Origin of the sequence: Flavobacterium alkalisoli, assembly GCF_008000935.1 — a bacterium.
GTDB classification, from domain to species: domain Bacteria; phylum Bacteroidota; class Bacteroidia; order Flavobacteriales; family Flavobacteriaceae; genus Flavobacterium; species Flavobacterium alkalisoli.
In genome coordinates this window covers 1,961,674-1,973,317 of record NZ_CP042831.1, presented here as the reverse complement: position 1 = coordinate 1,973,317, position 11,644 = coordinate 1,961,674, and the positions used below count along the sequence as shown (strand labels likewise).

Below are 11,644 nucleotides of genomic sequence, written 5' to 3'. Positions count from 1 at the left end.
CTTTCAGCAGGATTCTTTGTGAAACAAAAATTATAAAACTATTTTTTAATTACTTTTTTACTGGTTGTTCCCTGCCCTGTAGTAATGTTTACCATGTAAATACCAGACTGATAAACACTAAAATCTATTTCTGCATTAATAGCTGTAGGACTTACCGACAATAAAAGTTTACCATAAATATCGTAAACATTAATTCCAGTAATATCTGTATTGGCTCTAACCAATAATATATTACTTACCGGGTTAGGATATAGCACTAGTTTAGCAGACTCTGTAAAATTTTCTATACTTAGTGACCCTTCGGCAACTGCAGTCCAGCTTGAAGCAAGGCTGTTATCAAGAGAAGTGTCTGTTAGCAATAAATAACTGCCGTTACCATCTGCATCCGGCCAGGGAGAATCATCATCATATTCCACTTCATCAATTATATTTCCAAAGCCATCAGCAAGTACCAGTCGCTGTGTACTGTTTGATAGGTTACGCTCAAACTTATCAAAGGCTGTTGTTTCATATCGCTGCTCAAAAACCTCCGGGTTACTGGCTAAAAACAGCCACTCACCTGCCTCAAGAGTAGCATTTGCCTGAAACTGGTAGGATATACCCAATTCGCTAAGATAAACTCCTGTAAGGTTAACTGTTTCGGCTCCTGTGTTTCTGATCTCTATAAACTCCAAATCATCAGATTCCGGAAACTCTTCTGTTTCTCCCGGATGATAATTAATCCTGTTAATAACTAACGATGGAAGCTCTACATCAGCACATGCCGAAAATGTACCTACGTTATCGGTTATCCAGTCTATCCTTTCTGATATAAAACTTTTAAGCGAAGTTATTTCTGCCGGATGGTTAGGCACAGTACCCCAACGTAATTGCTCTCTTGCAGCCGCTTCACTAATCAAATCAACAGTTTCATCAATAAAATCACTAAGATTATTGTAGCTTAATGTATTTCCTTCTGCTGTAAGTGTATTCCAGCGTCTGGACAGGTAGCATTTAAACTCTGCATTTTCAAAAAGTTCTTTCCAAAATCTCGGCCCTTCATTATCTCCGTTATCAAACTGCCATATATCCGGATGACTTCTGTCTCCAAACTCATCATGACCAAAACTCAGGTTAAAATCCCAAACCGGCCCTGCCCTAAGCTTACCTCCTCTATCTTTATGAAAAAAGGTACTAATTTGGTAGGCATCAACATTTGATGATAGTTCGTTAAGTATCATAAAGTCAACAAAAGTAGGTACATCTATAATAGACGGAAAGCCATCTTCCAAACCAGCATTATCATTATGAGCTGCCGTTTCTAATGCGGTAAACTGACCGTGTATATATACATTCTGTTCTTCAGTAACATCTTCAGGCTTAGGTAACTCATGTATAAAATCGGTATCCTGAGCGTCCGATGCCATAACCCATGCCACAGGATCTCCTCCTGTCGTTTTATCAGCCTTTGTAATATAACCTCCGGTAAGGTTCGCACCTGAATTGTCGTCTTCTGTTATTTCCTCAATATTGATTCTTTTAGAGTCATCCTTCAGTTTTTCCTGAAGTACATATAACCCTCTGTAATTTCCGTTAATAATAACTTCACAATATTGGGTACGGGAAGCATACTGCCCCATCTCTCTTGAAAGATTGTATATAAGGTAATCTCTCATTAATGTAGCATCATAAGCAAGGCCGTTAAGTATCCAGTCGTTTTGACTTGGCATGCCCAGTATGCTCACCTTTTGCTTGTTACCATCATTATCATAGGTAGTCCAGCCGTATTGTTTTTTCTCCAGCCACTGTGATGTCGATCCTCGAAGCTCTATCTTAATTCGGGCATCATAATCCAGAAAATCAGCATTATCCTGATCGGTCATATAATTACGGGTACCATCGGTATGATAAATAATCTTCATATCGGCCCATACCTTAGGATCATCCGGAATCTCAGTAGGCTGCCCCGTCTCAGGATCGATATCCGTATTAATAATAACAATAGGAAGATTACTATCGGTGAAAGTAACCTGTCCAAACACTATTACATGCAGCAATAGCATAACAGCAAGCAAATGCTTTCGGGTAAAAATTAAATTCATGTTTTTAACTAGTTGGTTTCGTGTATTTTTAACAAATATATCATATTAACTTAACCGTAGGTAAACACTAGAATTATTTCTACAAAAAGAGATGGTAAAAAAGGCGACATAATAAAAAAGCCCGCTAAAAAGCGGGCTTTAACTTATATATACCAGGTATTATCTGCTTAGGTACATTTTTCTTCTTGAGTACAGTTCGTAGAACTGATCGTCTTTAAGATCTTCTATGAAAAGAATACTTTCACCTGTAGACTTCATTTCAGGACCCAGTTTCTTGTTTACTCCCGGGAATTTATTGAAAGAGAATACCGGCTGCTTGATAGCATATCCTTTAAGCTGAGGGTTAAAAGTAAAGTCTTTTACTTTTTTCTCGCCTAACATTACTTTAGTTGCATAGTTTACATAAGGCTCACCGTAAGCTTTTGCGATAAACGGAACCGTTCTCGATGCTCTTGGGTTTGCCTCGATGATGTAAACAACATCATCCTTAATTGCAAACTGTATATTGATAAGACCTACTGTTTTAAGCGCTACTGCGATTTTCTTAGTATGATCTTTTATCTGCTGCATTACAAACTCTCCTAAGTTGAATGGAGGTAGCGTTGCGTTACTGTCACCAGAGTGTACACCACATGGCTCAATGTGCTCCATGATACCGATGATGTATACATCTTCTCCGTCACAAATTGCATCAGCCTCAGCTTCTATAGCACCATCAAGATAGTGGTCTAAAAGTAGCTTGTTACCCGGTATACTCTTAAGTAGGTCGATAACGTGCTCTTCAAGTTCTTTCTTGTTTATTACGATTTTCATACCCTGTCCACCTAGTACATAAGATGGTCTTACAAGTAGAGGGAAGTCTAAAGTATCTGCAAGTTTAGAAGCCTCTTCTGCACTTTCAGCCACACCAAACTTAGGGAATGGTATTTTTAATTCTGATAGTAGTTCAGAGAAACGTCCTCTGTCTTCAGCAAGGTCAAGCGCCTCAAAGCTTGTACCTAATATCTTAACACCATACCTGTCAAGTTTCTCAGCAAGCTTAAGAGCTGTTTGCCCTCCTAGCTGTACAATTACACCCTCAGGTTTTTCATGGCGGATAATGTCGTAAATATGTTCCCAGAAAACAGGCTCAAAGTAAAGTTTGTCTGCAGTATCAAAGTCAGTCGATACAGTTTCAGGGTTACAGTTAATCATGATAGTTTCATAACCACACTCAGACGCTGCAAGTACACCGTGTACACAAGAGTAGTCAAACTCGATACCCTGACCAATCCTGTTAGGACCTGACCCTAGTACGATAACTTTTTTCCTGTCGGAAACAACACTCTCGTTAGATACATATTTAGTACCGTCTGCCTTTTCAATTTCAGCTTCAAAAGTTGAGTAGTAGTAAGGAGTTTGTGCCTTAAACTCTGCCGCACAGGTATCAACCAGTTTGTAAACGCGCTTAACACCCATTTCCTCACGTTTGTTATACACCTGACTTTCAAGACATTTCATCATGTGGGCAATCTGCCTGTCGGCAAATCCTTTTTGCTTAGCCTCAAGAAGTAATTCTTTAGGTAAAGTATCTATAGTGAAAGTAGATATTTCTTTTTCAAGAGTGTAAAGCTCCTCATACTGCTTAAGGAACCACATATCTATATTTGTAATTTCGTGGATGCGGCTTAATGGTATGCCCATCTGGATTGCATCATAAATTACGAATACCCTGTCCCAGCTTGCATAAGTAAGCTTTTCTATAATCTGCTCGTAGTTGGTATAACCTTTACCGTCTGCACCAAGACCGTTTCTCTTAATTTCTAGAGACTGGGTAGCTTTGTGAAGAGCTTCCTGGAACGAACGTCCGATACCCATAACCTCACCTACCGATTTCATCTGAAGTCCAAGAGTTCTGTCTGCACCTTCAAATTTATCGAAGTTCCAACGAGGTATTTTTACGATTACATAGTCAAGTGTAGGCTCAAATAAAGCTGAAGTCGACTTAGTAATCTGGTTCATTAATTCGTCAAGGTGGTAACCAAGTGCCAGCTTAGAAGCAATTTTTGCAATTGGGTAACCTGTTGCTTTTGATGCTAAGGCAGAAGAACGCGATACACGAGGATTAATTTCAATTGCCACGATATCTTCTTTCTCATCAGGGCTAACCGCAAACTGAACGTTACATCCACCTGCAAAGTTACCTATGCTGCGCATCATTTTTATTGCCATATCCCTCATTCTCTGATATGTTGTATCAGAAAGGGTCATTGCCGGAGCTACAGTAATACTGTCTCCTGTGTGGATACCCATTGGATCCATATTTTCGATTGAACAGATGATAACCACGTTATCATTCTTATCACGAAGTAACTCAAGCTCATATTCTTTCCATCCGAAAAGTGCCTTATCGATAAGTACCTCATGGATAGGAGAAGCTTCAAGTCCGCGTGTAAGCAGTTCGTCAAAATCTTCTTCTTTGTGTACAAAAGCTGCCCCTGTACCACCCAGCGTAAACGAAGGACGTATTACAAGCGGGAAGCCAAACTCCTGTGCAATTTCTTTACCTTTAAGGAAAGAGTTAGCTGTTTTAGCCGGAGCTGCAGGAATTTCAATTTTTTCAAGTAGCTGTTTAAACTGCTCCCTGTCTTCTGTAATGTTAATAGCGTTAATATCAACACCTATAAGTCTTACATTAAAATCAGCCCAAATTCCTTTTTCTTCCGCTTCAAGGCAAAGGTTAAGTGCAGTTTGTCCTCCCATTGTAGGCAGTACAGCATCAACATTAGGGTGCGCCTTTAAGATTTCAATAATAGATTTGGTGGTAAGAGGTTTAAGATACACATGATCGGCCATCGAAGGGTCGGTCATGATTGTTGCTGGATTAGAGTTGATAAGAATTACTTCAATTCCCTCTTCCCTTAAAGATCTTGCCGCCTGTGAACCGGCGTAGTCAAACTCGCAGGCCTGACCAATGATGATTGGCCCTGAACCTATGATTAAAACTGATTTGATAGAACTGTCTTTCGGCATTGTATATGTAAGTAGTTGTAATTATCGTTCCCTGTGTGAGAAACTTTGCAAAGTTACTATTATTATTTTAAAAAAATCCCCCTTTATTTGGGGGCAAAATTTCGCTTAGGTATAAAAAAAGGCGTTACCCTTAATAAGTAACACCTTTATATATTTTCTAAACAAAAACATTATTTTTTATGTCTTGGTTCGCTGGAAACAGTTAATTTATGTCTTCCTTTAGCTCTTCTGCGAGCAAGCACTTTTCTACCGTTGGCAGAAGCCATTCTTTCCATGAAACCGTGCTTATTTCTTCTTTTTCTTTTTGATGGTTGAAACGTTCTCTTACTCATTGCTTTGTATCTTTAAATCTTAATTGAATATCTTCGTCGAGCTTTCAGAATCTGGTATCCTAAAACCGCGTGCAAATATACGAAGACTTTTTTTTCCTGCAAGTGGTTTTAGGAAAATATTTTTAATTCATTTTCTTACCTTTGCAGTCACAAAATTAAAAAATAATTATGTTCAACAAAAACATTAAGCTGATATTAGCTGCTTTAATAGTTATAACTGCTGTATGGCAGTTTACCGAAAACAATATAGGCAATGGTATTTTCCTTATACTGCTTTCGCTTATCTTCATTTTACTATATTTTAAAAACGAAATAATTGTTATGGCTTTCCTTAAATTAAGGAAACAGGATTTTGAGGGAGCTACTAAATGGCTTAACAAAATAAAAAATCCTGAAGCGGCCTTAGTAAGAAAACAACAGGGATACTACAATTACCTTCACGGACTTATGGTTTCACAAACAAACCTTAATGCTGCCGAAAAATACCTAAAGAAAGCCGTAGAGCTTGGACTTAGCATGGATCAGGATCTTGCAATGGCAAAACTTAACCTTGCAGGTATAGCAATGACAAAGAATAGGAAGATAGAAGCTGAGAAGCTACTTGGCGAGGCTAAGAAACTTGACAAACAGGGAATGCTTAAAGACCAGATTGCTATGATGAAGGCACAAATGAAAAAAGGCCCCCAGCAACAAATGAGAAGATATTAAAATATACTTTTTACAATTGAAAGACCACCTGCTTAGGTGGTCTTTTTTATTTTCTATATTTGATTAATACTGCATTACAAATAATATATGAAAAAAGCATTAATATCTTTAATCTCTACTTTAAACCCATTTTCAAAGAGTAAAAAAAATAGTCCAGAACAACACCTATCTCCAGATGAAAAGGTAATAAAAGCTCTTAAAAGTTATGGAGACAATCATTCAATACCAAGACAAATAGACTACTGGATATATTTTAAATCAGAATACGACAGAGACCTTTTTATACAAGAAATATTAAATGATTTTAAAATTGAAAATAAATCTTATGATAAATCCCTAGGCGATTTAGCTTATTCACTTCATATATCAAATATTAATATAATCGACATTACCTTAATTAAACAAGTCACCTTATTTTTGAATAATAAAGCCCATGCATTTAATGGAGACTACGACGGCTGGGAAACATCAATTGAAAAATAAATATAAAACTACGTTTTACATAAAAAGAATCCTACAAATTGTCGTTCAGCGGTTTTTTTTTGCACTTAGTATATTCTTCTTGACAAAATATGATTTTACATAAATTTTAACTATTTTTATACAATAAAATTGTTAAGGCTTATGAAAAGATTATTACTACTAACAGTAATTTTGCTTTTTCCGCTCCTGTGCCACAGTCAGAGCGATAGTCTTCATTATTTTTCCGATGCCATAAAGGTCGACCTTAAGCAGTACAAACGTGAGAGCGCTATAGCTTACCGCAAGGGTGACTTTGAGAGAGGAAAATTCCTGTTTGACTCCCTTGTAGAAAACAGACTTACCGGAACAAGATTTGACGAATTTGTATTTAAAAAAGTACGAGGCGGTAAATTTAAGTTCAGTAAAGAGAAAAAACCCATAATCCTTATTACTTATGCCTCATGGTGTGTTACCAGTCCAGGAGAAATTCCTGCCTTAAATAAACTGGCAAAAAGATATGGCAGAGATGTAAAATTTGTAGTAGTGTTTTGGAACCGCAGGCACGATATGAAAAAAATAGCCCGCAAGTTCAATCACAATATCACGGTATGCTATGCACACGAGACCTATAAGAATGATGAATCGGCAATAGCCGCAATCAAACACACCTTAGGTTTTCCAACCAGTTTCTATTTGGACGAAGACAAAAATATTGTAGACATAAGACGATGCGGGATTAAGCTAAGCCCAAAACGCACGACATACAGAAAAGCATATACCTTAAATTACAATTCTTACCTTGACGGACTTTCTACTATTGTATTGGGTAAAGAATTAGTAAAAGAAACTATAGCCGTAAAATAAAAAAAGAGCGCTAAGCGCTCTTTTTTTATTTTAGTAATATCCCTGTAAAGGAATTTCTACTGTATATGTTTTTCCTGATTTAACATCCAGTTTCCTGTCCCTCATCCATGGGTTATGCAGTTTTAATATCTTATAATTTACACCCTGCTCTTTTGCAAAAACAGCAAGATCGGGTATTGAAGAGCTAACCTGAATTTTCTTTACAGGAATTACAGGATACAAATCATCAGGCAATAACCTGAAATTAAATTTAAGCGGATCCTGCATAATTTCTTTTAATGCAAGTATCCTGAAAACATAACGTGAGGTTTCTTCAGTCAGCAATAAATCGTAATAATTTCCTTCCTGCTGAAAATCAACCTGCCTGTTCACCCCTGCAACACCACCGTTATAAGATGCCGCAGCCATTGTCCACGAACCTAGCCTTGATTTAGCCGACACAAGATACCTGCACGCAGCCTCAGTAGATTTTTCTAAATCATAACGTTCGTCTACATAATCATTGATCTCTAAATCATATTCTCTTCCGGTAGCCGGCATAAACTGCCATACTCCCCTCGCTCCTGCAGGAGAAACTGCGTTTACAAGTCCGCTCTCTATAACGGCAAGGTATTTAAAATCATCAGGAACACCATACTTTTTTAAAATAGGTTCAATAACAGGAAACGCCCTGTTAGCCCTTTTTAAAATAAGCTGTGTAGAGGCATGAAGATTGGCATTTACCATTAGCTCCCTGTCCAGCCTCTCTTTTACATCTATTATATGCAATGGTACTTCCTCTCCGGCAAAATCTGCCTTAGCAGGAAAGTAATTTATAATTTCAGTAGTAGTGTTTTCCTTATTTTTTGCTGTCTCCTTATCCGTTACAGCGTGAAAAGTTGCTCCGCCCACCAATATCACCGAGGCTACAACCCCGGCTTTCTTCATCCATTCCATTTCAATATAGTATTTTGTGATTAATTTCTTCTTCCTTTGGTTACTGTAAAGTTACAAAAACCGTTCCTAACCCTCTATTAACGCAGGTAAATTTTCATTAAGCCATTTATATTTGTTAACTATCATAATATGAGTACCTCCCTTAACAGGAATATAGCTTTTAATATACTTTGCAGGGAAAACCTCATCGGCAGTACCATGTATATGTACTACTTTCTCATCAGCTTCTGCCCTGTTCCATGTTATCACAGTTTCAAACGCCCAATCGAGATATTTCTTATCCCTAAAGGACATATATTTTTCATATAAATTGAGTTTCCTGGTAATCATATTGTTACCAAAAGACACACGGGCCAACCAGTCTACCTTTTCCATTAAGGAGGTTGGAAACATCCTGTAGGCTTTTGTCATTTTTGCAAAACGCATCCTTCTGGGGAATTCAAGGCTCGATCTTACACTCGAAATAATAATTACCTTTCTGGCTTCTATAATGCGTGAAATTTCCTGTACCAAAATACCACCAAACGAAACTCCCACCAATACCGGGTTCTCATGTTTGATATTAGCAGCCACACGTTTGGCATAACTCTCTAATGGTTCATGGGGTTCCGGTAAAATCCACTCTAAAAAGTACATTTCAAACCTGTCTTCAGGTAATTTTATATTTTCAAATATTTTGGGGCTGGCTGCCAGCCCGGGCATAAAATATACAGGAATCTTCTCCATTCTTTGTGTTTTAACGCCAAAAAGACGCTATTTATCAAATTTTATTACGAAATTTGTATAAAATTAAACTTTTTTATCGACACGCAAATTGCGCCCAGTTTTAATTTATCAATAATTTATGAGACACAGGATATTTCCTAAAAACAAAAGAGGAACTGCAAATTATAATTGGCTAAAAGCTAACTTTTCTTTCTCTTTTGGCAACTACTACAACCCTGATATGGTACAGTTTGGTATGCTGCGCGTACTAAATGATGATACTATAGCAGGAGGAACAGGATTTGGCACCCATCCTCATGAAAATATGGAAATTATTACCATACCTTTGGAAGGCGGGCTTACGCATCGCGACAGTATGGGAAATGAAGCTACTGTGAAATTTGGAGAAGTACAGGTAATGAGTGCCGGAACAGGTATACAGCACAGCGAAATGAATGCCAGCGAGACGGATCAGGCCAAAACATTGCAGATATGGATTTTCCCGGAAAAAGATAATGTTACACCACGATATGACCAAAAAGGCTTTGACCTTAAAAAAAATAAAAATGCATTTGTTACCGTAGTATCCCCACAGGATAAAAATGACGGAAATGCCCTATGGATACACCAGCAGGCTTTTCTAAATCTCGGTATTTTTGATGCAGGAACCACTACCACTTATGACTTAAAAATTCCTGAAAACGGAGTTTACCTTTTTCTGATAGACGGAGAAATTGAGATTAATAATGAAACCATCAGGGAACGCGATGCTTATGGTATTGTAGAATTTGACAGCTTTGACATTAAAGTAAACAAAGAGTCTAAAATACTTGTAATCGAGGTTCCAATGAAGTTTAACTAAAAACTATGGAAATTAAAGACAACGAATTCTCGAGACAGTTTGAAACTATGGTAGACGACAAAATGATGTCGGTAGAATACTCAGGCCAGGAGAGGAAAATTTTCCTTACAAAAATTAATGTGCCTGAAGGTGTGGATGAAGATGATGAGATAGTTTCTGATTTTTTAAAAGAAATTTTGGCGATTGCCGAAGAAAAAAGATTAAGGGTGGTACCTACATATCCAAAAATTGCTGCATTTTTTAAAAAGAATCCCAAATACAAGGAGATGCTTCCTCCGGGGATAAGGATCTAAACATCTATTTATTAATATAATGCAAAATTTAAAACAAAAGAATGCGCTTATTACAGGTGCAGGAAAAGGTATTGGCAAAGCTGTAGCAATTGCCCTAGCTGCCGAAGGCGTTAATGTAGCACTGTTGGCACGTACTAAAACCGATTTAGAGCAGGTTGCTAAAGAAATCGAACCTTATGGTGTAAAAACAGTTATAGTAACTGCTGATATTGCCAATATAGAATCAGTTAATCAGGCAGTGAACACAGTTCTGGGCGAGTTCAAAACCATAGATATTCTTATAAACAATGCCGGTATAGGTAAATTTGGCAAATTCCTTGACCTCGCTCCCGAAGAATTTGAAAATATTATCAAAGTAAATCTTTTCGGTATTTATTATGCCACAAGGGCTGTACTGCCGGGTATGATTGAGCAACAGGGCGGAGATATTATAAACATCTCTTCTACTGCCGGACTGAAAGGTGCACCAATAACAAGTGCATACAGTGCTTCTAAGTTTGCTGTTATGGGCTTAACAGAATCGCTAATGCAGGAAGTACGTAAGCACAATATAAGGGTAACAGCATTAACTCCTAGTACAGTAGCAACTGATATGGCCATTAACCTTAATCTTACTGATGGTAATCCGGAAAAGGTTATGCAGGCAGAGGATATTGCCGAACTGATTGTATCCCAACTAAAACTAAACCGCAGGGTATTTATTAAGGAAAGTGGTATTTGGTCTACTAATCCATAAAAATATGGAAAGCCTTTACTGCCCGTTATGCAACGGTACATCTAAAAGCTTTTACACACATAGGCAAAGGGAATTTTTACAATGTTCCCTTTGCCTTTCTGTTTTTCTGCACCCTAAAGATTATTTAAGTCCGGCTCAGGAAGAAGCTCATTACAAACACCATAACAATAATCCCGAGGATTTGGGCTATCAGAATTTTGTAAGCCCAGTAACAAATGCTGTTCACAGGGATTTTTCACCAGAACATCACGGACTGGATTTTGGATCGGGAACCGGGTCACCTATTGTGAAGGTACTACAAGATAACAATTACCACATTGAGCAGTACGATCTTTATTTTCACAATAATCCGGAACTGCTTAAAAAGCAATATGACTATGTAACCTGCACCGAAGTAGCCGAACATTTTAAAGAGCCCTTTAAGGAATTTGAGCTTCTAAAAAGTCTGTTACTTCCTAACGGTAAACTTTACCTCATGACCGACCTGTTTGATGAGAAAAGGGATTTTGGAAGCTGGTATTACAAAAACGACCATACCCATGTTTTTATGTATCACCGCAATGCCTTGGAGTGGATTAGGGAAAAATTAGAGTTTAAAAAGTTAACCATAGAGAAAAGGCTTATAACACTGGAGTTATAACTTATTGCTACCT

12 protein-coding genes are annotated in these 11,644 nt (G+C 37.6%); 7 read left to right on the top strand and 5 right to left on the bottom strand.

Annotated features, from left to right (window positions below; all coding sequences use genetic code 11):
• Nucleotides 1-38: 38 nt before the first annotated feature.
• From FUA48_RS09010 to rpmH, 3 genes are all read right to left on the bottom strand, one after another.
• Nucleotides 39-2,081, bottom strand: coding sequence for a CotH kinase family protein (locus FUA48_RS09010; RefSeq protein WP_147583220.1), 2,043 nt, complete (start codon nucleotides 2,079-2,081; stop codon nucleotides 39-41).
• Nucleotides 2,082-2,240: 159 nt separating this feature from the next.
• Nucleotides 2,241-5,093 (bottom strand): carbamoyl-phosphate synthase large subunit, encoded by a 2,853-nt coding sequence (carB, locus tag FUA48_RS09005; RefSeq protein WP_147583219.1) that lies wholly within the window; start codon nucleotides 5,091-5,093, stop codon nucleotides 2,241-2,243.
• A 170-nt stretch (nucleotides 5,094-5,263) separates the two neighbouring features.
• Nucleotides 5,264-5,425, bottom strand: coding sequence for a 50S ribosomal protein L34 (gene rpmH, locus FUA48_RS09000; RefSeq protein ID WP_026979292.1), 162 nt, complete (start codon nucleotides 5,423-5,425; stop codon nucleotides 5,264-5,266).
• A gap of 168 nt (nucleotides 5,426-5,593) precedes the next feature.
• Here rpmH and FUA48_RS08995 point away from each other — a divergent pair, with 168 nt between their 5' ends.
• The 3 genes from FUA48_RS08995 to FUA48_RS08985 all read left to right on the top strand — a co-directional run bounded on the left by FUA48_RS08995 (nucleotide 5,594) and on the right by FUA48_RS08985 (nucleotide 7,459).
• Nucleotides 5,594-6,133 carry a DUF2892 domain-containing protein gene (locus FUA48_RS08995; protein ID WP_147583218.1) on the top strand — a complete coding sequence of 180 codons (540 nt, stop codon included), beginning with the start codon at nucleotides 5,594-5,596 and terminating at the stop codon, nucleotides 6,131-6,133.
• Between the two features lie 87 nt (nucleotides 6,134-6,220).
• Nucleotides 6,221-6,616 carry a ribonuclease E inhibitor RraB gene (locus FUA48_RS08990; protein ID WP_147583217.1) on the top strand — a complete coding sequence of 132 codons (396 nt, stop codon included), beginning with the start codon at nucleotides 6,221-6,223 and terminating at the stop codon, nucleotides 6,614-6,616.
• A 141-nt stretch (nucleotides 6,617-6,757) separates the two neighbouring features.
• Nucleotides 6,758-7,459 carry a TlpA family protein disulfide reductase gene (locus FUA48_RS08985; RefSeq protein WP_147583216.1) on the top strand — a complete coding sequence of 234 codons (702 nt, stop codon included), beginning with the start codon at nucleotides 6,758-6,760 and terminating at the stop codon, nucleotides 7,457-7,459.
• Between the two features lie 30 nt (nucleotides 7,460-7,489).
• Here the strand turns inward: FUA48_RS08985 and FUA48_RS08980 are convergent, their stop codons facing one another.
• Nucleotides 7,490-8,395 carry a lytic transglycosylase domain-containing protein gene (locus FUA48_RS08980; protein WP_147583215.1) on the bottom strand — a complete coding sequence of 302 codons (906 nt, stop codon included), beginning with the start codon at nucleotides 8,393-8,395 and terminating at the stop codon, nucleotides 7,490-7,492.
• Nucleotides 8,396-8,461: 66 nt separating this feature from the next.
• Complete coding sequence (locus FUA48_RS08975) at nucleotides 8,462-9,121, bottom strand: alpha/beta hydrolase (protein WP_147583214.1); 660 nt, start codon at nucleotides 9,119-9,121, stop codon at nucleotides 8,462-8,464.
• A gap of 118 nt (nucleotides 9,122-9,239) precedes the next feature.
• Between FUA48_RS08975 and FUA48_RS08970 the strand changes: the two genes are divergently transcribed.
• From FUA48_RS08970 to FUA48_RS08955, 4 genes are read left to right on the top strand one after another with little or no spacing between them, the layout of a single operon-like run.
• Nucleotides 9,240-9,962, top strand: coding sequence for a pirin family protein (locus tag FUA48_RS08970; RefSeq protein ID WP_147583213.1), 723 nt, complete (start codon nucleotides 9,240-9,242; stop codon nucleotides 9,960-9,962).
• A gap of 5 nt (nucleotides 9,963-9,967) precedes the next feature.
• Nucleotides 9,968-10,255, top strand: a complete 288-nt coding sequence (locus FUA48_RS08965; protein ID WP_147583212.1) for a GNAT family N-acetyltransferase — start codon at nucleotides 9,968-9,970, stop codon at nucleotides 10,253-10,255.
• Between the two features lie 19 nt (nucleotides 10,256-10,274).
• A complete protein-coding gene (locus tag FUA48_RS08960) occupies nucleotides 10,275-10,991 on the top strand; it encodes a 3-ketoacyl-ACP reductase (protein ID WP_147583211.1) in 717 nt (238 codons plus the stop codon).
• 4 nt (nucleotides 10,992-10,995) lie between these two features.
• Nucleotides 10,996-11,631 (top strand): class I SAM-dependent methyltransferase, encoded by a 636-nt coding sequence (locus FUA48_RS08955; protein WP_147583210.1) that lies wholly within the window; start codon nucleotides 10,996-10,998, stop codon nucleotides 11,629-11,631.
• The last annotated feature ends 13 nt before the right edge of the window (nucleotides 11,632-11,644 follow it).

Bases quoted from the DNA above. Each gene is read 5' to 3' on its own strand.
- FUA48_RS09010 (WP_147583220.1), bottom strand. From the start codon at position 2,081: ATGAATTTAATTTTTACCCGAAAGCATTTGCTTGCTGTTATGCTATTG.
- carB (WP_147583219.1), bottom strand. From the start codon at position 5,093: ATGCCGAAAGACAGTTCTATCAAATCAGTTTTAATCATAGGTTCAGGG.
- rpmH (WP_026979292.1), bottom strand. From the start codon at position 5,425: ATGAGTAAGAGAACGTTTCAACCATCAAAAAGAAAAAGAAGAAATAAG.
- FUA48_RS08995 (WP_147583218.1), top strand. From the start codon at position 5,594: ATGTTCAACAAAAACATTAAGCTGATATTAGCTGCTTTAATAGTTATA.
- FUA48_RS08990 (WP_147583217.1), top strand. From the start codon at position 6,221: ATGAAAAAAGCATTAATATCTTTAATCTCTACTTTAAACCCATTTTCA.
- FUA48_RS08985 (WP_147583216.1), top strand. From the start codon at position 6,758: ATGAAAAGATTATTACTACTAACAGTAATTTTGCTTTTTCCGCTCCTG.
- FUA48_RS08980 (WP_147583215.1), bottom strand. From the start codon at position 8,395: ATGGAATGGATGAAGAAAGCCGGGGTTGTAGCCTCGGTGATATTGGTG.
- FUA48_RS08975 (WP_147583214.1), bottom strand. From the start codon at position 9,121: ATGGAGAAGATTCCTGTATATTTTATGCCCGGGCTGGCAGCCAGCCCC.
- FUA48_RS08970 (WP_147583213.1), top strand. From the start codon at position 9,240: ATGAGACACAGGATATTTCCTAAAAACAAAAGAGGAACTGCAAATTAT.
- FUA48_RS08965 (WP_147583212.1), top strand. From the start codon at position 9,968: ATGGAAATTAAAGACAACGAATTCTCGAGACAGTTTGAAACTATGGTA.
- FUA48_RS08960 (WP_147583211.1), top strand. From the start codon at position 10,275: ATGCAAAATTTAAAACAAAAGAATGCGCTTATTACAGGTGCAGGAAAA.
- FUA48_RS08955 (WP_147583210.1), top strand. From the start codon at position 10,996: ATGGAAAGCCTTTACTGCCCGTTATGCAACGGTACATCTAAAAGCTTT.